The sequence below is a fragment of the Luteibacter sp. genome, from assembly GCF_036499525.1.
Taxonomy (GTDB): Bacteria; Pseudomonadota; Gammaproteobacteria; order Xanthomonadales; family Rhodanobacteraceae; genus Luteibacter.
Genome location: NZ_DASYDO010000063.1, coordinates 135,556 through 159,083, shown reverse-complemented (window position 1 = coordinate 159,083; position 23,528 = coordinate 135,556). Strand labels below are relative to the sequence as shown.

Sequence of the window (23,528 nt, the reverse complement as noted above, 5' to 3'; positions counted from 1 at the left end):
GGGAGATCCGATATGCACCCACGACTCGCCAGCTGGCGCCTCGACGGCCGCACCGCACTCGTCACCGGTGCCAGCAAGGGCATCGGCTACGCCTGCGCGCGGGAGCTGGCGGCACTCGGTGCCGATGTCCTGCTCGTCGCGCGCGACGAACTGGCGTTGCAGGAAGTGCGCGACGAACTGGCCGAGGAATGTCCCGACGTTGAAATTCTCGGCATGGCCGCCGACCTTTCGGACCATGAAGACCGCCTCGCCGTCTTCGACTGGGTATCCGACCTCGGCGAGAACCTCTCCATCCTCGTGAACAACGTGGGCGGCAACACGCCGAAGGCCACGCTGGACTACGAGGAGGACGAATACCGCGAACTGTTCGAACTCAATGTGTTCTCGGCCTACGAAATGAGCCGCGCGGCCTATGCGCACCTGGTCCAGCATGCCCACGCCGCCATCGTGAACGTGGGCTCGGTATCCGGCATCGTTCATGTGCGCACCGGTTCGCCTTATGGCATGACCAAGGCGGCCCTGCACCAGATGACCCGCAACCTCGCCTGCGAATGGGCGGAAGACGGCATCCGCGTGAACGCGGTGGCCCCGTGGTACATCCGCACGCAGCGCAGCGAGCCGGCGCTGGCCGATGTGGAATACCTGGAAGAAGTACTGGATCGCACCCCCATGGGGCGCATCGGGGAGCCCGAGGAAGTGGCGGGCGCCGTGGCCTTCCTCTGCCTGCCCGCCTCCAGCTATGTCACGGGGGAAATCGTCGCCGTGGACGGCGGATTCCTGCGTTACGGCTTCTGAGCCCTTATCATAGGGGGTTCCCCCGAGGAACTTCCATGCACATCGGTATCGATTTCGGCACGAGCTACACGGCCGCCGCGACCTTCGTCGATGGCGAGCTCACTCACGTCATGTTCGGTGATGCGAAGCAGTTCCGCACCGCCGTGTTCTTTCCCGAGGTGGTGCCCGATCCCTCCAGGCGCCGCGCCGCGGGGGAATCGCGCGCAGCGACGGTGGAGAGCTTCCAGGAAGCGCTGTTCGGCGACGAGGCCGTGGATGCTTACCTCGAATACGGCGACGGCAACCTGATCGAATCGCCGAAGTCGATGCTCGGCTTCCGGATGGACCCGCAGGTGCGCAAGGTGATCGTGCACATCGCCACGTACGTGCTCGAGCACATCCGACTCGCGGCCGGCCGGCAGCTCGGCGAGGAAATCCGCACGGCGGTCATCGGCCGCCCGGTGCACTTCCGCAGTTCCATGGGCGAAAAGGGTTCGGAGCAGGCGGTGGAAATCATTCGCGAGGCGGCTGCCGTCGCGGGCTTCGACGCCGTGAGCTTCCTCGAGGAACCGGCCGCTGCAGCGATGCATTACCACAAGCGCCTCGATACCCGGCAGACGGCGCTGATCGTCGACATCGGCGGCGGTACCACCGACGTCGCCTTCGCCGAACTCGGCGGCGACGAACTGCCGCGGATCGTTCGCACCTGGGGACTGGCCAAGGGCGGCACCGACCTCGACGTGAGCCTCAGCATGCATGCGTTCATGCCGCAGCTGGGCAACAACCTGACGCGCGTGCCAGTGCACCACTACGTGGAAGCGGCCAGCGTGCACAACCTGCCGAAGCAGCGCGAGTTCCGTCGCCAGGATTATCGCTTAGTGGACGATCCCTGGCGTTCACGCCTGCAGGCATTGCAGCAGCCGGGCGCCACCACGCGGCTGAACCAGACGGCGGAACGCAGCAAGATCGCATTGAGCAGCCATGAGCGCACGGAAGCCGATCTCGGTTTCCTTGAAGCCTGCCTCGGCGTGCACATTGCACGCACCGACATGGACCAGGCGGTGGAACCCTTCATCGAGCGCATGCAGCGCCTGCTCGCCGAGGTCCGCGACGAATGGCCGTCCGTTCCGGCCAGCGTCTTCCTCACTGGCGGTACCTCGCGCTCACCGGTCGTGAAGGCCGCCGTGCGTGAAAGCTTCCCCGGGATTCCGATGGTGGAGGGCGATCCGTCGCTCGGCGTGGTGTCGGGTCTTGCCGTTGCCGCGACGGAACTCAGTCCGTCACCCGCCTGAGCGTTACCCGTAGCCTTGCATCTGTTGCCGTAGCTGCGCGTCGTTCGCTTCCAGCGGCCCGCGATCGCTCCTGAATGCGCATGCTCAGAACTCGGCCACGTGGTCTTCGGAAGCGAACCCGAGGGTCATGGCGCCTTCGCCCACGTTGACCATGCCGGTAATACCCATGGGGCTTTCGAGGACCTGTACACCGGCATCCTCGCAGGTGCGGACGAGGGCATTGTAGCCGGGCAGGTTGCGCATCTCGTCCAGGTCGCCCCCGTAGCTGAGCGACAGCGACGGGACCAGCAGGCCGGCTTGCACCCGCTTCGACGCATACTCGAAAAGTGCCAGGGAGCCCTGCTCGAAACCGCGGATCTTGCCCACGGGGCCGGTCTCACCGCGATGCGCTCGAAGGATCGGCTTGATGTCGAGTGCCGTGCCGAGCATCGAACTGAGGAAACTCACGCTACGGTCGCCCTTGCTGCGTGCCCGCGAGCGCAGGTAGTTCAGGTCGCGCGGCAGCATGTAACCGTACGAACAGTCGGCGATCTGGGCCGCGCGTTCGCGCACCTCGGCGGGCGACCTGCCGGCCTGGATCATGCGTACCGTTTCCGCGATGGCGGGACCGGAACCGGCGAAGATGTTGCGGGTATCCACCACGCGCATCAGGAACGGCCCGCTGAGCCCGGCCTCTTCGCGAACGGGGCGGTAGTTCTTCAGGATCGCGAAGCTCGCCTTGATCACGTTGTCGTGGATAGGGCTGCGCGTCGCCATGATGGTCAGGCAGACGACGCAGTCGTACTCCTTCACCAGACGGCCGAGAAAGAGGGACTGCACGTCCTCCACCGAGCTGGCCTCGGTCTCGGCCGAGTGGCTGCGGCTGCCGAGCTTCTGGTCGCGGAAGCGCTGGATTTCCGCCGGATCGCGATCGTCCTTGAACCGCTGGTGGTCGACCTTTACCGCGATGGGCAACACGGCGATGCCGCTGCGCTCCAGGAACTCATGCGGCACGTCGCAGGCCGCGTCGATCGCCACGCCGATCCGCATCGGTGACCCCCGCTCGAAGGCCCGTCGGCCCCTTCAGGGCGGATGCTACACTTGCATGACTGAAATGGCACTCCGCCGGCGTGGCGTCGCCGGTAACCGCGCAAGCGCATCCGGGTTCGACATGAAAACCAAGAACGAGATCGTCTCCAATTGGCTTCCCCGCTATACGGGCACCCCCCTGGAGGCCTTCGGTCAGCACATCCTGCTGACCAACTTCGGCCATTACGTGGACCGTTTCGCCCAGGAGCACGGCGTCGAAGTGCATGGCCGCGACCGGCCCATGCCCAACGCTACGGCCGACGGCATCACCCTCATCAACTTCGGCATGGGCAGCCCGAACGCCGCCACGATCATGGACCTGCTCAGCGTCATCGAACCGGAGGCCGTGCTGTTCCTGGGCAAGTGCGGCGGCCTCAAGAAAAAGAACGCCATCGGCGACCTGGTGCTGCCGATCGCCGCCATCCGGGGCGAGGGCACCTCGAACGACTACCTGCTTCCCGAAGTGCCGGCGTTGCCCGCCTTCCAGTTGCAGCGCGCGGTGTCCACGATGATCCGCGACCTCGGCCACGACTACTGGACCGGCACCGTCTACACCACCAACCGCCGCGTATGGGAGCACGACGACGGGTTCAAGGAATACCTGCGCCGCACCCGCAGCATGGCGATCGACATGGAGACCGCGACGATCTTCGCCGCCGGCTTCGCCAATCACATTTCTTGCGGCGCGCTATTGCTCGTCTCCGACCAGCCGATGATCCCCGAGGGCGTGAAGACCGAGACCAGCGATGCCTCGGTCACGGCGAACTTCGTCGAGCGCCACATCAAGGTCGGCATCGAGGCGCTCAAGCTGGTCCGCCGTCACGGTCGCAGCGTGAAGCACTTGCGTTTCGAGGACGACGGGGAGTAAGCAACTCCCGAATAGATCCATGTGTGCTGATGTGTGACCAAGGTCACTATTCCACCGATGCAAGCTATTTTTCAGACTGGTCTTATATCCCACCCGTTGACCGCAACTTACTTTACCTCCGCATCTAAACGGGAGGTTGGGATATGCAGCAAGGGTTTGATCTGACGCGTCATGTGCGTGATTACCACTACGACTACGTCACTGTTGTCGACGAAGTAATGGGCTCGGCGCTCTGCAAAACGCTGCGTCAGCGGATCGAGAGTCTGATTGACAAAGATCAGGTGAGGCTGGTCGATCATCAGGGTTTGGGAACCGAAGCGGTATCAGATGCAGGGGGCCGCTACCTCCATCACATCTTTGAAGGGGAGGACGTTCGGCGGCACCTGCCCGAGCTAACGGCGGTCTATCACGCCATACTGCCTATGGTGTCCGCAATCACTTCGCAAGACGTCGTTCTATCGCCCTACCCACGCTCGAACATAAATATCAAGGTCTATCCGCCAGGCGGGGGCACGCTAGGCGAGCATTACGATACGAACGGCATCACCGTACTGCTGTTCCTGACAACGAACCGCGAGGCGCCGCTGCGTATGCAGATCCCCCGGAGCCACCCAGCTAAAGGACAGTGGATTGAACACCGGTCCATTCATGCGATGGCAGGTTCACTTCTCGTCATGAAGGGGCGTGAGGTGCTTCATGACTGTGAGCCGACGATAACCGAGCGGAAGATTTCCGTTGTGCTCAATTACTACATGCGCGGAGATACGTGGCGACATGAGTCTTTCGATACCTTCGTATATGACGGCGTGCCACCCTCGCTTGAAGTGGAAGCTGGAGCATGAGAATCACCCATCTGTTGTTGGGGATTCTGGTAACCGTGATATGGGGTAGTAATTTCTCTGTCATTGAGGTGGGGCTTCGCGATCTGGACCCCTTCTTGCTCACGGGACTGCGCTTCACATTCACGGCGCTGCCCCTGGTGTTCTTCCTGCGTAGACCCAGGGACGTGCCGATCGGTGTGTTGGCGGCATACGGAATCTTGTTTGGTGTGGGCCTTTGGTGGGTCGTGAACCTGGCCATGGCTAAAGGGTTGTCACCGGGGCTGTCGTCACTCGTGTTGCAGTTCAGCGCCTTCTTCACCGTTGTCCTCAGCGCCATCTTCTTGAAGGAACGCATCGGGGTGGCCCAATACGTCGGGATGTTGCTTGCAGGAAGCGGCCTGGCTTTAGTGATCGGCTTCACCCGCGGTGCCACGACAAGTCTCGGCATCGCCTTGGTTCTATTCGCTGCGTTTAGCTGGAGCACGTGCAACCTCATCGTGAAGCGTCACAAACCGGCTGACATGTTGGCTTTCGTTGTATGGTCCAGTGTGTTCTCGGCCCCTGCTCTGTTCCTCCTCACTTGGGTGCAGCACGGAACGGCGCCGTTCCTCGGGCTTCTTGACGGCATTACCCTGAGAGCGGGTGGGTCTGTGCTATTCCAAGCCTACGTCACGACGGTTTTCGGCTATAAGGTTTGGAACGACCTGATGAAGACATACCCGGCCGCGCAGGTGGCGCCTTTGTCGCTGATCGTCCCTGCATCGGGCATCGCAACATCGTACCTCGTCTTCGACGAGCGCTTCGGCATGGCTGTGTGGGCCGGCATCATAGCGATGCTCGCGGGCGTCGCGGTCTTCGTCCTCGGCGCGCATATCCGCCGCCGCGAACAGGTCGCGGCATAAGCTTCCACAAAAAAGGCCGCCCGCGTCCAGCGGGCGGCGATCTGGGGAGGTTCGCATCGGTCGCGCGTCCGGACGACGCGCGCCATGTCTTTTTGTGGTGACGCCTTATAGCGAGAAGTCGTACTCGGCCGAGAGCTGCACGTAGCGTGGCTGCTGAAAGCTGGTGGGGATCCGGTACGTGCTGCCCGCCAGCGAATTGCCGTTGTTGTCCTCGCCCACCTCGTTGATCGTGGTGGTGTGCTGCTTGTTGAAGATGTTGAACACGTTGGCGGAGAGCGTGACGCCCTTCGCCCAGTCCGGCTTGTAGGACGCGTTGAGGTCAATGTTCCAGTACGTGGGCGTGCGACCGACGGAACCGCGCTTGACGATCATGCCACTGCAGTAGAGGTAAGCGCCGCCGCCGTAGCCGCCGTCCACCTGTCCGTCGATGGGATTCAAGCCGTAGCAACTCTCCGGCCGGCCGGTCTGCAGCACGCCGTTGGCACCGACCAGCCACTCCGGGGAGATCTGCCACGCGCCGTAGATCTTGAAGGTGTGCTTGCGGTCGTTCGGCAGGTAGCCGTTGGCGCCGGCCATGATTTCCGGATAGTCGAACAGTTCCGTTGTACCCGTGTCCGCCTGGCCATTGCTCGAGTCGACACCTCCCTCCGAGTTGCCGCGGGTATGCGACCACACGTAGGAAGCCTTCAGATACCACACGTTGTCGAAGTTGCGCTCGGCCGTGAGCTGCAACGCCATGTACGAGCGCTTGTAGCTAGGTTCGCCCACGGCGGTGCCCGGCAGGTGAATGTCGTAGAGCGTTCCCGTCGCGTCCACCGGCGTGCGCAGGGTGACTGAACTGCCCGGGTTGAAGATGTAGCAGCCCGGCACGTTCGAGGCCCCGGGCGTGAGGCTGCTCGTGTCGAGGTTCAGCCCGTACTGGGTGTTGGCGGCCTTGGCGATCGGCCGGAAGTCGCACGAATCGTCGATGCCCGTGAGCACCTTGCGGTAGATCGCCTTCGCACCCAGGGTCCAGTCGGCCACCTGCTGCTGGGCACCCAGGATGAACTCGCGCTGCTTGAACGGCTTGAGGTCCTTCGTTGCAACGGCGCCGGGATTCGGCACCACGCCGGCTTCGCCGTTGGAGAAGACGGTGCCGGTGCGCGACGGGAACTGCGCACCATAGGAAGCCGGCACGGGACCGATACCGAGCGGTGCACCGGTGACGGGATCCACGCCGGTATAGCTGAAGTAGCGGATCTGGTAGAGCGCGGCGGCAGCGCCGCGCAGGGCCACGTTACCGTCCAGCGGGAGGGAATAGTCGCCCGCGCTGCCGTACAGCTTCAACGACGAATCGCCGTGCACGTCCCATGAGAAGCCGAGGCGCGGCTGCCAGCTGTGCGTCTGGCTGACGTAGGTCTGGCCGATACTGTTGGTGTTGTCGAAGCCATCGTTGCGCACGCCGATACGGGCGACGAAATTGTCGGTGATGTGCCAGTTGTCCTGCAGGTAATAGGACTTCTGCGTGATACCCACCTTCGCGCCCGTGGCGAACACGGCCTGCTCCACGACGCTGTCAGCGGGGTCGATGCCCGGGGCATGGCCCAGGATATTTTCGGGAATGGACTGGTAGGTATACGTGGAGCCGCCCTCGTAGGCGGTGCCGGTGTCGGTGGTGAAATGATCGCGTGCCCAGCCGGCCTTCAGTTCGTGATCGCCGACGTGATACTCGAAATCGATGCGCCCGGCGTTCCGCTTGTCCTCGCCGTCGGGTGTGCTGAGCGTGCCCGTGGTGAACGAGCAGTGTGGATAGCCCGCCGCGCCATTGGTGACCGGCGTACGATCGTCGTTGATGATCGGGCAGCCCGGGGAATTCACGGCATCGAAGATGTTGCCGTCGTACTGCTCGACCGTTCCGTCCGCGATGGTCGCGCGCTCGATGCGCTTGTTCGTGCTCTTGCCATACTGCGCCGATATCGTGAAGTCGTCGGTGATGTAACTGGTGTACTTCAGGATGTTGTTCATCCCGCCGGTCTTGTCGTACACCTGTCCGAGATAGTCGCCCCGATGCGGCTGGCCGTCGTCGTCGTAGTCGTAGCCATAGACGCTTTGCTGCTGGGTGCTGGAATCGCTGAAACCGGTGTATTCGAGGATGTTGCTCTCGTTGATGTTCCAGTCGAGCTTCACCAGGTAGCGAGGGTCCTTGATCGTCGTCTTGTTGAAGTTGCCACCACCCGTCGTGTCGCCGTAGTGCTCGTCGGCCGTGCGCGTGCCGCCCACGAGGGCGAACATGAACAGCTTGTCCTTGATCAGCGGGCCGCCGAGCCACGCGTTCCAGCGCTGACCGAAATCGGTGGCGTTGCCCGTGTTGTTGTTACCCATGACGTAGTTGCTGTTGTGCCGGTTGTTCTGCAGGAGCGCACCATTGCGCAGGTAGACGTTAGGCTGGTTGGCCTGGAGCTGGTACGGGTTCCAGGTGAAGTCGATGCCGCCCTTCCACTCGTTCGTGCCGCGCTTCGTGTTCACCGAAATGACGCCACCGGTGGAATTACCGTACTCGGCGCCATAGCCGCCGTCCTGGATCTCTTCCTGGTCGATCGCTTCGAATGGCACCTGCGAGTAGGTGAGGCTCTGGAAGAAATTGGTGACATTGAAGCCGTTCACGTAATAGCTGTTCTCGGCGACCGACGCCCCGCCAAAGGATGCGAGATTGCCGAATGCGCTGTCGCCCTTGGTCGCGCCTGGCGCGAGCAGGGCCACCGCGGTCTGGTTACGCGCCAGTGGCAGTTGCTTGATCTGCTGTGCCGTCATCACCGTGTTGGTCTGGCTTGAGGTGATGTCGATCGGCGGAAGGGCGTTCGCGGTGACCGAGACCGTCGTGAGGTCCTCGGCGCCCCCCGGTGCCGCGGATGCGGGGGCCGCGAGGTTGAGGTTGAAACCCTGGCCGGCGACGACCTGGATGTTTCGCGTCGAACTCTGGCCGCCCTTGGTGGAGGTGATGCGGTAGTCGCCCGGCGGCAGCGACGAAATGTTGAAGCGGCCGTCGTTCCCGACGGTGGCTGAGCGGCTCAGGCCGCTACCCTTGTTGGTCGCCGTGACCTGCGCGCCGGCATCCGCCGTGCCGTAGACACCACCGACCGTACTCTGTGCGAGCGCGCCGGTAGCGACGAGTCCAAGACCCAGCGCGATGGCGAAAGATAGCGAGCGACGCGATTCCATGGTTTCTCCCGGTTAACAAAACTGCAACAAGCGATGCAAGCTACGCCCGCAGTTCCAGGGCACTCAATGCGAGTTCCCTGAACACAATTTCTTCTGCCTCTTGCGCGATGGGAGAACCGCAAGGGTCACGCGGGCCGATCGCAAGGCGGTTGCCGCGATGGGACGGCCTTTGCCTTCGCGCGGCGCAGGAAGATCCGCCGCGTGTTAACGCGGGGATGAAAAAAGCTTCATAAAGGCCGGAGACAAAAAACGGGGGTCAGAGTCATTTTTTGCGAAGGGAACCGCAATCGACGAAGCCACCGCACAAGAAATGACCCTGACCCTTTCTTGCGCTTACGGGACTGCACCCGGACTGAGACCGAAGAATGCTTCCGCCGTCCGCGTCGTCGCCTCGGTCAGTGCGTCTCGCGTCTCGCCGCGATCCCTCGCCACCTCGTCGCGTATGTGGGCCAGGTACATCGGTTCGTTGCGGCGGTCCTTCGGCATGGGCCGGATCGTGCGCGGCAGCAGGTAAGGGGAGTCGGTTTCCAGCATCAGGCGGTTGGCCGGAATCGTCCTGACCAGTTCGCGCAGGTGCGCGCCACGGCGTTCGTCGCAGATCCAGCCGGTGATGCCGATATGGCAGTCCAGGTCGAGGTAGTCGCGCAGAGCTTCGCCGGTGTCGGTGAAGCAGTGCACGACTGCCGCCGGGACGCGGTCGCGGTAGCGCTTCAGGATGGCCAGGAAGTCGTGGTGCGCGTCACGCTGGTGCAGGAACAAGGGCTTCCCCATCTCCACCGCGATCTCCAGCTGTCGCTCGAAGACGTCGCGCTGGACGTCCCGCGGGGAGTAATTGCGGTTGTAGTCCAGGCCCGTCTCGCCGACTGCCAGGACTTCAGGTTCCCGCGCCAGTTCTCGCAGCTGCGCGTCGGTCCGGTCGTCATAGTCGATGGCATGGTGCGGGTGCACGCCAGCCGTGGCGAACAGGCGGCCTCTACTGGCGCGCGCGAGCGCCAGGGCGTCGTGGCTGCCTTCACGTGAGGCGCCGGTCACGACCATCCTCCCCACCCCATGGGCGCTCGCTCGGGCGAGAACGTCGTCAAAATCCTGGCGGAAGGATTCATGGGTGAGGTTGGCGCCGATATCGATCAAGTCCATGTTTTCTTTCGTGTTGAAGCGGGCGGCGGTATGTCCTTGGAACGCGTTATCGCCACGCAAGGCCATGAATAGAAACATATATGGACGTCTGAACGAACTTTCGCCGGGGTTTCAGCATAGGCCGTTCGAACGATCCGGAAATGGATGTCAAAAGATTGACGTTCGGTTTTTCTTACTGCTACGTTCCATGAACCGTCGTCAAGAAAACGACGCGGGGACCACGGTCAGACGGATCGCAGAACCACCTTTTTTCGGCAGGGGATGTCCGCCAGGGCATCAAAAGGGAAGACGGCCCAACGCGGTCGTCCGGGCAGTACCACGTGGCTAGGGGTAGTGCAGATGGTAAACCGTTCCGCCGCGGAGCCGGCCAAGGCTTCGTCCGTCAGGGGCATCACGCCCGGTGTCACCGGTCCGATGGACCTCATCACGTCATGAATCGTCACCGTCGCGCCCGGCGCGGCGGCGGCAGAATTTGGGTTGGCGTTGAGGGGAACGTCGAATCCTCGAGTGTTTACGCCGGCGAGGGGGTCTTCGCCGGTGGGCGTGCAGGGAGGGGTCCCGGCGCCGCACTAGGGAGGTACTGGTAATGACTTTACGAACACTGGCACAGGCCTTGGGTCTCGTGCTGACGGGCATGTTCACCGTGGCGGGGGCGGCGTATGCCGCGGATACGCCCGCCACCCAAGCCACACCAAAGGCCGCTACCGGACAGGCCATGCAGGTCGTCGCGATCGATCCGGCGACCGGCAAGCTGCGGGCACCGACCGCTGCCGAGCGGGCGGCGTACTCCAAGGCGGCGCAAACGCGGCAGAACCGGGTCTCCGTACTCACCGGCCAGCCGCGCACCAACGCTGACGCGGTGAAGACCGCTCGCAAGGTCACCCTCCGCAACGGTGGGAAAGCCACGGGGATGCGCTTGCCGCAGGAGCGCATGAGCAGCCTTGTCGCCACGCGCGCAGCGGACGGCACCCTCACCATCCATCATGACGACCAGGGCGCACAGGCTGCACCCAAGGCACCGGAGGCTACACGATGATCCGCCGCGGCCTCCTCTATTCAGCCCTTCTCGCAGCCGGACTGTGTGGCGCCATGAGCGTTACCGCCGCCGAGATCAAGATCGTCAATCAGGACGTCGGCACCGGCCAGGGCCTTGACGACCACACGCCCGCCACGCCCGTGGGCGGCAACCCGGGCACGACGTTCGGTCAGCAGGCGCTCAACGTCTTCATGTTCGCGGCCGACATCCACGGCGCCTACCTGAAGAGCGACGTCACCATCATCAACAACGCCACGTTCGAGCCGCTCGAGTGCGACGCCACCGGCGGCGTGCTCGGTTCGTCCGGCCCCCTGTCCGTCTTCACCTTCAACGCCGGCGCCACCCTGCCTGCGGGCGCCATCGCCGACACATGGTATGCCGGCCCCGAGGCCGACGCCCTGGCTGGCGAAGACCTCGATCCAGGCAACGCCGACATCCAGAGCCAGTTCAACGGCGCCCTGGGTTCGCCGGGTTGTATCGAAGGCTCGAAGTGGTACATGGGCCTCGACCACCAGGTGCCCGACGGCCAGATCGACTTCCTCAACGTCGTGCTGCATGAGATGTCACACGGCCTGGGTTTCCTGGGTCTCACGGACCTGCAGACCGGCGAGGACTTCCCGGGTGGCGCGGATGCGCACCCGGATATCTATGGCACGTTCGTCAAGCATGACGGAACGCTATGGGACGACCTGACGCCGGCACAGCGCGTCACGGCTGCCGTGGACGACGGTCACCTGGCGTTCTCCGGTGCGACCGTGGTCACCGAGGCGCCGCTCGCCCTGAGCCAGCCCGACGTGTATCGCGTATCTGCCCCGGCGGGAGCCGTCGGTGATTATGAGTATGCGCAGGCCGCCTTCGGTCCGATCGCCACGTCGGCAAACTTCTCCGGTAGCGTGGTGCAGGCAACGCCGAACGACGGTTGCGCCGCCATCACCAACGCCGCCGATATCGCTGGCAAGGTCGCGCTGATCGATCGCGGTACGTGCGACTTCACTGTGAAGTCGCTCAATGCCCAGGCCGCCGGCGCCAGCGCCGTGCTGCTCGCCAACAACCAGCCCGCGGCGGTGACGCCAGGCGGTACGCCTGCCTCCCCGGTGACCATCCCGGTGATCCTGGTGAACCAGGTGGACGGCAATACCCTCAAGGCCAACCTCGCCGGCCTGGCCGGTACCGTGGCCAAGGGCACGGGTCTCTCCGGTACGAATGCGGATGGCGTGCTGATCTATGCGCCGACGGTGCTTTCGGGTGGTTCGTCTTTCTCGCACTACGACACCCGCCTGACGCCGAACGCGATCATGGAATACGCGATCAACCAGGATCTTCGTGGCGAAATCGACCTCGACCTGGGTCCCGCGCTGTTCAAGGATATCGGCTGGGGCATCGATTACAGCAACCAGTTCCTGCTGACCTGCGATACGGGCATTCCGAAGCTCGTGCCGGGCGGCATGATCATCGGTTCAAACGTGATCGCCAACGCGAAGATCATCGCCGGCAACGCCGACGACGTGGGCGCCTATCGCGCGGGCGTCACGGCCTACGCCGCGCAGCTCGCGGCCGACGGCCTGATCGACGCCGGCCAGGCGACCAGCCTCAATGCCTGCCTCACTGACGAGCAGACCCAGGCGCAGTACGACGAATGGGGTCCGCCGCCGGCGCCTCCGGGCATCGTGCTCAACAACAACCAGGCGCTGGGCGGTCAGCAGGGCGCGGCGGGATCGACCACGGTCTACGTGCTCGACGTGCCTGCCAACGCGAAGACGCTGACATTGCGCACCTTCGGCGGTTCGGGCGACGTCTCGATCTCGGTCACCCATCCCAGCGGCACGGTGAAGGACCAGCCGAACCGACCGGGTAACAGCGAACCGTTCACGGCGAGCAAGCCTGCCGCGGGCACATGGACGCTGACGGTGAAGGGAGTCAAGACGTACGCGGGCGTTTCCGTCTTGGGCGCCTACACGCTCTGACGGCAAGAGGCCCCGGTTCGCCGGGGCCTCCACTTTCGTGGGGGAATCATCCCCGGGTTGAAGAATGCCGTGTGGCATTCGACGGTCCGGGGCGGGGGTCATCAAACACAGGACACATCGTCCGCCGCCTCGCGACGGACTGGCGACGGGCAGCGCGTCGCGCGCCCGCGCATCGATCGCTCACATGCGGACATTCTGGGAGGAAGCTTGACGTGAACACCATTTACAGCAAGGTCTGGAACAAATCGCTCGGTATGCTGGTCGTCGCTTCGGAACTGGCCCGAGCCAACGGCAAGGGCGGTGCCTCCCGACGTCTGCGCGCCGCGATGGCCGCGCTGCCGCTGGCTGCCGGTGTCGTGCTGGCGTTGGCCAGCTTGCCTGCGGAGGCGGGCAACGTATGCGGAGTGACCCAGGGTGCCGCTCCAGTCGCGTCGGGCGCCAATGCGTTCGCCTGCGGCACCTCGGCGAAGGCCAGTGGCGCCTACAGCACGGCATTCGGCACGTCGGCAAAGAGTAGCGGCGACTACAGCGTGGCGGTGGGCAACGACGCCCAGGCCACCGGCTCGTGGTCCACCGCGCTCGGCCAGGCCTCCCGCGCCACCGGCACTGACAGTGTCGCCGTGGGCGAATCGTCGATGGCGAGCGGCTCTGCCAGTTCCGCCTTCGGCACGGATGCACAAGCCACCGCGAAGAATTCGGTCGCGCTCGGCGAAAGCTCGATTGCCAATCGCGCCAACACGGTATCGATCGGCTCGGTGAACGCCGAGCGCCAGCTGACCAACCTCGCCGACGGCACGCAGGCGACCGACGCGGTGAACAAGCGGCAGCTCGACAAGGTATCCACCTCGGTCACCGGCGTCTCGAATCGCGTGGACGCGCTGACGCAGACGGTGGATGGCGTGTCGCAGAACGTCGACGCCCTGGCGGACAGCGTGAGCGATGCCTCGCACTATTTCAAAGCCAACGGTCTGGGCGACGGCAGCGACGACGCGCAGGCGGTCGGCAACCAGGCCACGGCGGCCGGTTCGGGCGCCTTTGCCGGAGCGCAGGGCGCGAGTGCGTTCGGCAGCGGCGCGGTGGCGACAGGGCAGCAGTCGACCGCTGCGGGTTACGGCGCGGTCGCGACGGGTCAGAACGCCGCGGCCTTCGGCGCGGGCGCTCAGGCTGACGGTCCGGGAAGCGTGGCGGTGGGCGGCAATGCCGTGGACGAAGACGGCAATCCGCTGATCACTAACGGCGGCGTACCCGTGGACACGGGGGCGACCAGCGCCGGTGTCGGCGGCACGGCGGTCGGTGCCAGTGCGAACGCAAGTGGCTTCGCCGCAACGGCGAGTGGCGTGGGTGCCTTTGCCAGCGGTGCGCAGTCGTCGGCCCTCGGTGCGGTGGCGAACGCCGTCGGCGATTATTCGACGGCCGTCGGCACGCAGAGCGCGGCCACCGGCACGAGCAGCGTCGCGGTGGGCGAAAGCTCGATCGCCTCGGGTGACGAAAGCGTCGCGGTCGGCGGCGCGTCGTTCTTCGGCTTCCTCCCGGCGCAGGCGACAGGTGCAGGTGCCTCCGCCTTCGGTGCAGGTGCCTGGGCGACGGCGGACTACGCCACGTCGATGGGCTGGAACAGCTGGGCCGATGGTGTCAGCAGCACGGCTATTGGTGACTCCGCGACCGCGCATGCCGATAACTCGGTGGCGCTGGGTGCGGGCTCGTTGAACAACCGTGCGAACACCGTATCCGTCGGCGACGTCGGTGCCGAGCGGCAGATCACAAATGTCGCGGCGGGCACGGAAGATACCGACGCGGTGAACAAGGGTCAGCTCGATGGGTCTGTGAACACAGCAACGCGCTACTTCAAGGCCACGGGCAACGACGACGGTTCTGACGACGCGCTGGCGACGGGGCAGTATGCGACCGCTTCGGGCTCGGGTTCGTTCGCGGGCGCCGATGGCGCGACGGCGAACGGGAGCGGCGCAGTGGCTACGGGCGCGTTGTCGACGGCGAGCGGCTACGGCAGCGTCGCCACCGGCACGGGCAGTTCCGCGCATGGCGCGAACGCGCAGGCGACGGGCGAACAGAGTACGGCGCATGGTGCGGATTCGATGGCGTCGGGCGCGCAGGCGTCCGCTTTCGGCAACGCGGCGAAGGCCAGCGGCCTGCAGACCGTCGCGGTCGGCGGAGCGGCGCAGGGCCTCGGCGATTATTCGGCATCGATCGGCTACAACAGCCAGGCGAACGGCGAATCGAGCGTGGCCATCGGTGGCCCGGCCAACGCGCTGTATGGCACGGGCTATACCTTTCTGTTCGACACCCAGGCCGCCGGTTACGGCTCGACCGCGATCGGCGCGGGCACCCTGGCCCGCGACTATGGCACCGCCGTCGGCCTCCTGGCCGTGGCGGGTGCGGCCAACACAACGTCGGTGGGCTGGAGCGCGTTGTCGTACCAGAAGAACGCCACCGCGATCGGCGAGTTTGCCATCGCCTATGGCGCCAACTCCACGGGCATCGGCGGCGAGTCCTCGGCCTACGGCAACAACTCCATCGCGCTCGGCTACAAGGCCGGCACCGCGAACGCCGACACCATCGCCATCGGCGCGCACAGCATCGGTGTGGTCGACGGCGCAGTGGCGCTCGGTGCGAACGCGTACGCGAACAATGCGAACTCGGTGGCGCTGGGCAGCAACTCCATGACCGTGCGCGACAACACCGTATCGGTAGGCGCGTCGCAGGCATGGACCGACACGAACGGCGTGGTGCACGAGGCGTTCGATCGCCAGATCACCAACGTGGCGGCGGGCACGGAAGACACCGATGCGGTGAACAAGGCTCAGCTTGACGCGGTGGTGGGCGAAGTGAGCGACGCCAGCCACTACTTCAAGGCCAACGGTCTGGGCGACGGCAGCGACGATGCGCAGGCGACCGGTGATCAGGCCACTGCGGCCGGTTCGGGTGCCTTCGCCGGTAACCAGGGTGCGAGCGCGTTCGGTAGCGGTGCGGTGGCAACGGGGCAGCAGTCGACGGCCGTGGGTTACGGCACGGTCGCGACGGGCCAGAACGCGGCTGCCTTCGGTGCGGGTGCGCAGGCTGACGGTCCGGGAAGCGTGGCGGTAGGCGGCAATGCCGTGGACGAAGACGGCAATGCGCTGATCACCAACGGTGGCGTGCCGGTCGATACCGGCGCGACCAGTGCGGGTGTCGGCGGCACGGCGGTGGGTGCGAGCGCGAATGCCAGCGGCTTCGCCGCCTCGTCGTTCGGCGTGGGTGCCTATGCCTCCGGTGCACAGAGCCTCGCCGTGGGTGCGGTGGCCAACGCCATCGGCGACTACTCGACGTCAGTGGGTACGTTGAGCGCGGCCACTGGCACGAGCAGTGTCGCGGTGGGTGAAAGCGCGCAAGCCACGGGCGATGAAAGCGTCGCGGTCGGCGGCGCGTCTTTCTTCGGCTTCCTCCCGGCGCAGGCGACAGGTGCAGGTGCCTCCGCCTTCGGTGCAGGTGCCTGGGCGACGGCGGACTACGCCACGTCGATGGGTTGGAACAGCTGGGCCGACGGCGTGAGCAGCACGGCCATCGGTGACTCCGCGACCGCGCATGCCGACAACTCGGTAGCTTTGGGTGCGGGTTCGTTGAACAACCGTGCGAATACGGTCTCGGTCGGCGACGCCGGTGCCGAGCGGCAGATCACGAATGTCGCGGCCGGTACCGAAGATACGGATGCGGTGAACAAGAGCCAGCTCGATGAGTTGGCTGGCGGAGTGAGCGACGCCAGCCACTATTTCAAAGCCAATGGCCTGAACGACGGCAGCGATGACGCAGTGGCGGTCGGCGACTACGCCACGGCAGCTGGTTCGGGCGCCTTCGCCGGTGCATTGGGCGCCAGTGCGTTCGGTAGCGGAGCCGTAGCGACGGGTCAGCAATCGATCGCGGCAGGATACGGAGCAGTTGCGACCGGCCAGAACAGCGCTGCCTACGGTGCGGGTGCGCAGGCCGACGGTCCGGGAAGCGTCGCGGTAGGCGGCAATGCCGTAGACGAAGACGGCAATCCGCTGATCACCAGCGGTGGCGTGCCGGTCGATACCGGCGCCACCAGCGCGGGTGTTGGCGGCACGGCGGTGGGTGCGAGCGCGAACGCCAGCGGCTTCGCTTCGACGGCTACGGGCGTGGGCGCCTTCGCCAGCGGTGCGCAGAGCCTGGCGGAAGGCGCCGTGGCGAATGCGCTCGGCGATCTATCCACGGCCGTGGGCACGCAAACGCTCGCCAACGGCGTGCAATCGACGGCAGTCGGTGCGGGTGCGGCAGCCTACAGCGACGGCTCGACCGCGCTGGGTACCGCGGCGAGCGCCTCGGGCGTGGGCGGCGTGGCCGTAGGTGCCGGTGCGGAAACCGGGTTCGGCGCGTTCGGCCTGGAGAGCACGAACGCAGTGGCCGTGGGTATGGCCAGCTGGGCGCTGGGTAATGACACCACGGCGTTGGGTGCCAATTCCACCGCGCTCGGTGAAAACTCGGTAGCCCTCGGCCAGGCCTCGATCGCGGATCGCGACAACACGGTTTCGGTCGGTGGCGCGGGCGCGGAGCGACAGATCACGAATGTCGCCGCCGGTACGGAAGATACGGACGCAGTGAACAAGAGCCAGCTTGATTCGGTGGCTAGCGGAGTGAGCGACGCGAGTCACTATTTCAAGGCCAACGGCGCGGGCGACGGGAGCGACGACGCCCTCGCCGTTGGCGACTTCGCCACGGCATCCGGTTCCGGCGCGCTGGCGTCGGGAACGGGCGCTACGGCGAATGGCTCGGGTGCGGTGGCGGCGAACGAGTTCGCCACCGCCTCCGGTTACGGCAGCGTCGCAACCGGGCTGAACAGCGCGGCTTTTGGCGCGGGCGCGCAGGCGACCGGCTCCGGCAGCGTCGCGGTGGGCGGTACGGCGGTGGACGACAGCGGCAACCCGCTGATCGTCGACAGCAACGGCAATCCGGTGGACACCGGCGCGACGAGCGCGGGCCTCGGCGGCACGGCGGTCGGTGCCAGCGCGAAGGCCAACGGCTTCGCGGCCACGGCCGCCGGCGTCGGGGCCTTCGCTTCGGCCGACGAGTCCACGGCGGTCGGGGCGGTGGCGAATGCCGTCGGTCCGCTGTCCCTGGCGGTAGGTGCAGAATCGGCCGCTCTGGATACGCAGGCCACGGCCGTGGGTTCGCAATCGGTCGCGCTGGCGATCCAGTCGACTGCGGTCGGCACGCTCTCGCTGGCTTATAGCGAAGGCGCGACGGCGGTCGGTCGCTCGGCCCAGGCCTTCGGCGTGGACAGCCTGGCCGTCGGCAGCGGCGCGCTGGTCGGCGTGGGCGGCATCTTCCCCCAGGAGTTCGTGAATGCCACGGCGGTGGGCGGCGGTGCCTGGGCCCATGCCACCAATGCGACGGCCCTCGGCGCCCATGCCAGCGCCGGTGCCGAATACGCGGTGGCACTGGGTGCCGGATCGGAAGCCGACCGTGCCCGTACGGTGTCCGTCGGCAGCGATCTCATCGGCGACCGGCAGATCACCCACGTCCGGGCCGGTACGCAATCCAACGATGCCGTGAACAAGGGCCAGCTCGATACCCTGGCGGACAGTGTCAGCTCGGCAGCTCATTACGTGTCGGCGACCGGGGCGAAGGATGGCTCGGACGACGCCGCGGCCACGGGCGAACTCGCCACGGCCACGGGTGCCGGCAGCAGCGCCACGGGCGACCTTTCGACGGCCTCCGGCGCCTTTGCTTCGGCGAGCAACGAATCGACCACGGCGGTCGGCACGTTCTCGACCGCCAGCGCGGCCGGATCCACCGCGATCGGCGACAGCGCTCGCGCGCTGGCGGCGAATTCGGTGGCCCTCGGCAGCGGGTCGCTGGCGACGCGGGCGAACACCGTCTCGGTTGGCAGCGCGGGCAACAACCGCCAGATCACCAATGTGGCGGCCGGTACCCAGACCACCGACGCGGTGAACCTCGGTCAGCTGAACACCGCCCTGTCCGGCGTCTTCTCCGGGTCGTCCAGCACGGCGGGCAACGCCGTGGCCATGGCCCTGGGTGGCGGCGCCACCATGGGTGCCAACGGCCTCGTCGGGCCGGTCTACCGGGTGCAGGGCAGTTCCTACGGCACGGTGGGCGATGCGGTGGGCGCCCTGGACGGTGCACTCTCGTCGCTCGACAACCGCGTGGGTGCGCTCGAGTCGCAGGGGGATGGCGGCCTGAAGCCGGGTTCCGCTTCCTCACGGACGGTCGCGCCGACGGTGGCGGCCCGTACCGCACCGACCGTTGCCGCGACACCCGAGGTGGCGGCCGCGGTGACGACGGCCGCGGTGGCACCGGCACCCGCGGCGGCAGCCGCTCCGGTGGCGGCGGCGTTGCCGGTCACCCCGGCGGCCATCGACGGTGGCGGAGCGCCTGTCACCAACGTCGGCGCGGGCGTCGCGCCGACGGATGCGGCCAATGTCAGCCAGGTCGACCAGGCGGTGGCCACGGCGAAGACCTATGCCGACCAGGGCGACGCGTCCACATTGCAGAAAGCCCAGCAGTACACCGACCAGAAGTTCGGCGACGTGGTGAGCGGCGGTGCCTTCGACGAGTACAAGCGCACCGTAGACCGTCGGTTCAGCAACCTCAACGACCGCCTGGACAAGGTGGGCGCCATGGGCGCAGCGATGTCGCAAATGGCCTTCAGCACCCAGGGCGTCAACGGCGATAACCGGCTCGGTGTGGGCGTTGGCGGCTACAAGGGTCAGGGTGCCCTCTCGGTCGGCTACTCCCGTAGCCTCACCCCGAATGCGACCGTCACCTTCGGCGCCGCGATCAGCGGCGGCGAAAGTTCCGGCGGCGTCGGCGTAGGTGTGGGCTGGTAATGGACCCGGCGGCGCCCTACAGGGCGTCGCCAAGTTCTTGAAAGCCGGCGGCGACGCCGGCTTTTTCTTTTTGCGTCACGTCGCGGAACGCACGCCTCACGGTCGCGGTCGAAGCACGGTATGTGCTACCAATAGCGGCCCGAACGGTCAAGAACGACCGGAACGGATAACGCATTCAACGGACCGTGTGGAGATGGCATGTCTGCGATGACCGAGCACAGGGACATGCTCACCGGGGAACCCGGCGAAGCACAGGTCTGCGCGCATCTTGTCGCGCATGGCCGACTGAAGGACACCGACCTCGCGCGGGCACGCCGCCTGCACGACGAAACGCCGGAGGGCACCCTCACGGCGCTGATGGCCCGCCTGGGCCTGGTTTCGGAACGTGATCTGGCGGACGCCTGGGCCGACCTCCTCGGACTGCCCCTGCTGGCCGCCAAGGACGCACCGGACCTGCCGCCGGCCGACATCGAACTGTCGATCCGTTTCCTCAAGCAATACCACACCGTTCCGGTCCGCGAGGGCGACGACGGCCTTGCCCTGCTCGTAGCCGATCCGGCCGATCCCTACCCCCTGCAGGCCGTGCGCCTGGCGACGGGACGCGAGGTCCAGCTTCGGGTGGGCTTGCGCTCGGAAATCGACGACCTGATCGAAAGGTATTACGGCCAGGGTCGCTCGGCGATGGGCAGCATCGTGGAAAGCCTCGACGGTAACGCCGCGGTGGAAGACGACGTCGAGCACCTGCGCGACCTCGCGTCGGAAGCGCCGGTGATCCGCCTGGTCAACCTGATCCTGCAGCGCGCGGTGGAGCAGCGTGCGTCGGACGTACACATCGAGCCGTTTGAGAACCGACTCAAGGTGCGTTACCGCATCGACGGCGTGCTGCACGAAGTGGAAGCGCCGCCCTCCAGCTCCACCGCCGCAGTCATCTCGCGCGTGAAGATCATGGCGCGGCTCAATATCGCCGAGCGCCGCCTGCCGCAGGACGGCCGCATCCAGCTGCGCGTGCAGGGCAAGGAACTCGACCTTCGCGTTTCCACGGTCCCGACCAGTTTCGGCGAATCGGTGGTGATGCGTATCCTCGACCGCGAATCCATCGTGTTCGACTTCGAGTCGCTGGGCTTCACCGACAACTTCCGCGGCCGCTTCGTCGAAGTGCTCGACCGCCCGCACGGCATCCTGCTGGTCACCGGTCCCACTGGTTCGGGCAAGACCACCACGCTCTATACGGCGCTCTCGCAGATCAACACGCCCGACGTGAAGATCATCACCGTCGAGGACCCGGTCGAATACCAGATCGAGGGCATCAACCAGATCCAGGTGAAGCCACAGATCGGCCTCGACTTCGCCGGCGCCCTGCGCTCCATCGTCCGCCAGGATCCGGACGTGATCATGATCGGCGAAATGCGTGACCTGGAAACCTGCCGCATCGCCATCCAGTCCGCGCTCACGGGCCACCTGGTGTTGTCGACATTGCATACCAACAGCGCGTCGGGCGGCATCACCCGTCTGCTCGACATGGGCGTGGAGGACTACCTGCTCGGCTCCACAGTCAACGGTATCCTGGCCCAGCGCCTCGTGCGGCGCCTGGATCCGGAAACGGCCATGCCTTATGAAGCGTTGCCCGAAGTGATCGAGCAGTTCGAACTGCACAAGTACACCGACGAGCGGCCCATCCGCCTGTGGAAGCCTGGTTCCAGCACGGCTAACCCCACCGGCTACCGCGGCCGCCGCGCCATCATGGAATTCCTCGTGATGAGCGACCCCCTGCGCCGGCTGGTGATGCAGCGCGCGGATGCCGGCGAGATCGAGCGGCAGGCGCGCGCCGAGGGCATGCGAACGATGTACGAGGACGGCCTGGCGAAGGCGGTGGCCGGCATCACCACGATCGAGGAAGTCCTGCGCGTCACGCAGGAATCGTAGGCCGACGCGCATGAGCCAGTTCCGTTACCGAGCCATCAGCGCCGCCGGCGAAGTCCTTTCGGGCAGGATGGAAGCCATGTCCGTCGAGGACGTCGTGGCCCGTCTCCAGGACCAGGGCCACACGCCGCTGGAGGCTGCGCCGGCCGATGGCGAATCGTCGGGTGGCAGCATTGCCGCGATGTTTCGCAAGGGGCCGTTCACGGGCGACCAACTCGCGCAGTTCACGCACCAGCTCGCAACGCTGCTCGGCGCGGGCCAACCACTCGACCGCGCGCTGGGCATCCTGCTCGACCTTCCCGAAGGCGAGCGCGCGAAGAACATGGTGGAGCGCATCCGCGACCGCGTGCGCGGCGGCACCACCTTGTCCACGGCACTTGACGAGGAAAACGGCGTGTTCCCGCGTCTGTATGTAAGCTTGGTGCGTGCGGGCGAGGCCGGCGGTTCGCTGGACGAGACCTTGCGCCGGCTTGCCGATTATCTCGAGCGGGCACAGGCTCTCCGTGGCAGCATCGTCAACGCATTGATCTATCCCGCCTTCCTCATGGTGGGCGTGCTCGGATCGCTGGTGCTGTTGCTGGCTTACGTGGTACCGCAGTTCGTGCCCATCTTTGCCGACATGCAGGTGCCGATCCCGCTTATCACCCAGGTGGTGCTGGCGCTCGGTACCGCGATCAGCGACTGGTGGTGGGTGATGGCCGTTCTGCTGGCCGTTTTGGTCGCGGTGCTGCGCATGCGCCTGCGCGACCCCGACTCCAAGTTGGCCTTCCATGGCCGACTGCTGACGATGCGCGTGGCGGGGCCCTTGCTGCTGAAAGTCGAAACGGCGCGCATTGCCCGTACGCTGGGCACGCTGCTGAAGAATGGCGTACCGTTGCTGTCGTCGCTGGCGATCGCCCGCCAGGTCACCGGCAACCGTGCGCTCGATCTCGCCCTCGAGCAGGCCGCGGAGCGGGTGAAGGGCGGGGCGGGCCTGGGTTCGGCTCTCGCGCAGACCGAGCGTTTCCCGCGACTGGCCCTGCAGATGATCCAGGTGGGCGAGGAAGCCGGCGCGCTGGACAGCATGCTGCTCAAGGTGGCCGATACCTTCGACGTGGAGGCCAAACGCGCCATCGATCGCCTGCTCGCCGCCCTGGTGCCCACGCTTACGATCGTCATGACCGTGCTCGTCGCTTTCATCATGGCGGCGATCCTGCTGCCACTGCTCAGCCTTACCAGCAACATCAACTGATCAAACCGTTCCAAGGAGCTTTCCCATGCGTGCGAACCGTACCCTCCGCCATAGCCATGCCCGCGGCTTCACCCTGTTGGAAATGCTCGCGGTGATCGTGCTGATCGGCATCATCGGTGCCATCGTGGTCACCCAGGTCGGCAAGAACGTCGACAAGGGCAAGTACGGCGCGGGCAAGGCGCAGCTCACCACGCTGGGCCAGAAGATCGAGAACTACGCGCTGGACAACGGCACGCCACCGCACGCACTGGACGACCTCACGACGAAGCCGGCCGACGCTGGCAACTGGCAGGGGCCGTACGCGAAGGCATCGGATCTGAAGGATCCCTGGGGCCATGCCTTCGGCTACCGCTACCCGGGCGAGCACGGCAGCTTCGACCTCGTCTTCTACGGCCAGGACGGCCAGGCGGGCGGCGACGGCTATTCGGCCGACGCCGGCAATTGGCAGTAACAGGATCGA

14 protein-coding genes are annotated in these 23,528 nt (G+C 65.8%); 11 read left to right on the top strand and 3 right to left on the bottom strand.

Annotation, left to right across the window (positions count from 1 at the left end):
• The first annotated feature begins 12 nt into the window (after positions 1-12).
• Together VGM71_RS12520 and VGM71_RS12515 are read left to right on the top strand one after the other, a co-directional pair.
• The gene (locus VGM71_RS12520) at positions 13-795 is read left to right on the top strand and encodes an SDR family oxidoreductase (RefSeq protein ID WP_331545591.1); all 783 of its coding nucleotides are present in this window, start codon (positions 13-15) and stop codon (positions 793-795) included.
• A gap of 35 nt (positions 796-830) precedes the next feature.
• Positions 831-2,066 (top strand): Hsp70 family protein, encoded by a 1,236-nt coding sequence (locus tag VGM71_RS12515; RefSeq protein ID WP_331545589.1) that lies wholly within the window; start codon positions 831-833, stop codon positions 2,064-2,066.
• Positions 2,067-2,150: 84 nt separating this feature from the next.
• Here VGM71_RS12515 and VGM71_RS12510 read toward each other — a convergent pair whose 3' ends face one another.
• Positions 2,151-3,095 (bottom strand): DegV family protein, encoded by a 945-nt coding sequence (locus VGM71_RS12510; protein ID WP_331545587.1) that lies wholly within the window; start codon positions 3,093-3,095, stop codon positions 2,151-2,153.
• 121 nt (positions 3,096-3,216) lie between these two features.
• On the opposite strand from VGM71_RS12510, the gene VGM71_RS12505 reads away from it, so the two are divergent.
• The 3 genes from VGM71_RS12505 to VGM71_RS12495 all read left to right on the top strand — a co-directional run bounded on the left by VGM71_RS12505 (position 3,217) and on the right by VGM71_RS12495 (position 5,725).
• The gene (locus tag VGM71_RS12505; protein ID WP_331545662.1) at positions 3,217-4,002 is read left to right on the top strand and encodes an AMP nucleosidase; all 786 of its coding nucleotides are present in this window, start codon (positions 3,217-3,219) and stop codon (positions 4,000-4,002) included.
• A gap of 143 nt (positions 4,003-4,145) precedes the next feature.
• A complete protein-coding gene (locus VGM71_RS12500) occupies positions 4,146-4,844 on the top strand; it encodes a hypothetical protein (RefSeq protein ID WP_331545585.1) in 699 nt (232 codons plus the stop codon).
• Complete coding sequence (locus tag VGM71_RS12495) at positions 4,841-5,725, top strand: EamA family transporter (RefSeq protein WP_331545583.1); 885 nt, start codon at positions 4,841-4,843, stop codon at positions 5,723-5,725. The genes VGM71_RS12500 and VGM71_RS12495 overlap by 4 nt, the downstream gene beginning before the upstream one ends.
• Before the next feature lie 105 nt (positions 5,726-5,830).
• On the opposite strand, the gene VGM71_RS12490 is transcribed toward VGM71_RS12495, so the two are convergent.
• Both VGM71_RS12490 and VGM71_RS12485 read right to left on the bottom strand, forming a co-directional pair.
• Positions 5,831-8,923, bottom strand: a complete 3,093-nt coding sequence (locus VGM71_RS12490; RefSeq protein ID WP_331545581.1) for a TonB-dependent receptor — start codon at positions 8,921-8,923, stop codon at positions 5,831-5,833.
• Between the two features lie 333 nt (positions 8,924-9,256).
• Entirely contained in the window at positions 9,257-10,060 is an 804-nt protein-coding gene (locus tag VGM71_RS12485; protein WP_331545660.1) for a TatD family hydrolase, read from the bottom strand.
• 586 nt (positions 10,061-10,646) lie between these two features.
• Between VGM71_RS12485 and VGM71_RS12480 the strand changes: the two genes are divergently transcribed.
• From VGM71_RS12480 to gspG, 6 genes are all read left to right on the top strand, one after another.
• Positions 10,647-11,096, top strand: coding sequence for a post-PEP-CTERM-1 domain-containing protein (locus VGM71_RS12480; RefSeq protein WP_331545579.1), 450 nt, complete (start codon positions 10,647-10,649; stop codon positions 11,094-11,096).
• 53 nt (positions 11,097-11,149) lie between these two features.
• The gene (locus VGM71_RS12475; protein ID WP_331545577.1) at positions 11,150-13,060 is read left to right on the top strand and encodes a PA domain-containing protein; all 1,911 of its coding nucleotides are present in this window, start codon (positions 11,150-11,152) and stop codon (positions 13,058-13,060) included.
• Between the two features lie 212 nt (positions 13,061-13,272).
• Positions 13,273-19,917: an ESPR-type extended signal peptide-containing protein gene (locus tag VGM71_RS12470; protein ID WP_331545575.1), complete on the top strand. Its 6,645-nt coding sequence runs from the start codon at positions 13,273-13,275 to the stop codon at positions 19,915-19,917.
• A gap of 207 nt (positions 19,918-20,124) precedes the next feature.
• Positions 20,125-21,840, top strand: a complete 1,716-nt coding sequence (gene gspE, locus VGM71_RS12465; protein ID WP_331545658.1) for a type II secretion system ATPase GspE — start codon at positions 20,125-20,127, stop codon at positions 21,838-21,840.
• Between the two features lie 10 nt (positions 21,841-21,850).
• Entirely contained in the window at positions 21,851-23,068 is a 1,218-nt protein-coding gene (gene gspF / locus VGM71_RS12460; RefSeq protein WP_331545573.1) for a type II secretion system inner membrane protein GspF, read from the top strand.
• Positions 23,069-23,093: 25 nt separating this feature from the next.
• On the top strand, positions 23,094-23,519 hold the full coding sequence (gene gspG / locus VGM71_RS12455) for a type II secretion system major pseudopilin GspG (RefSeq protein WP_331545571.1): 426 nt from the start codon (positions 23,094-23,096) through the stop codon (positions 23,517-23,519).
• The last annotated feature ends 9 nt before the right edge of the window (positions 23,520-23,528 follow it).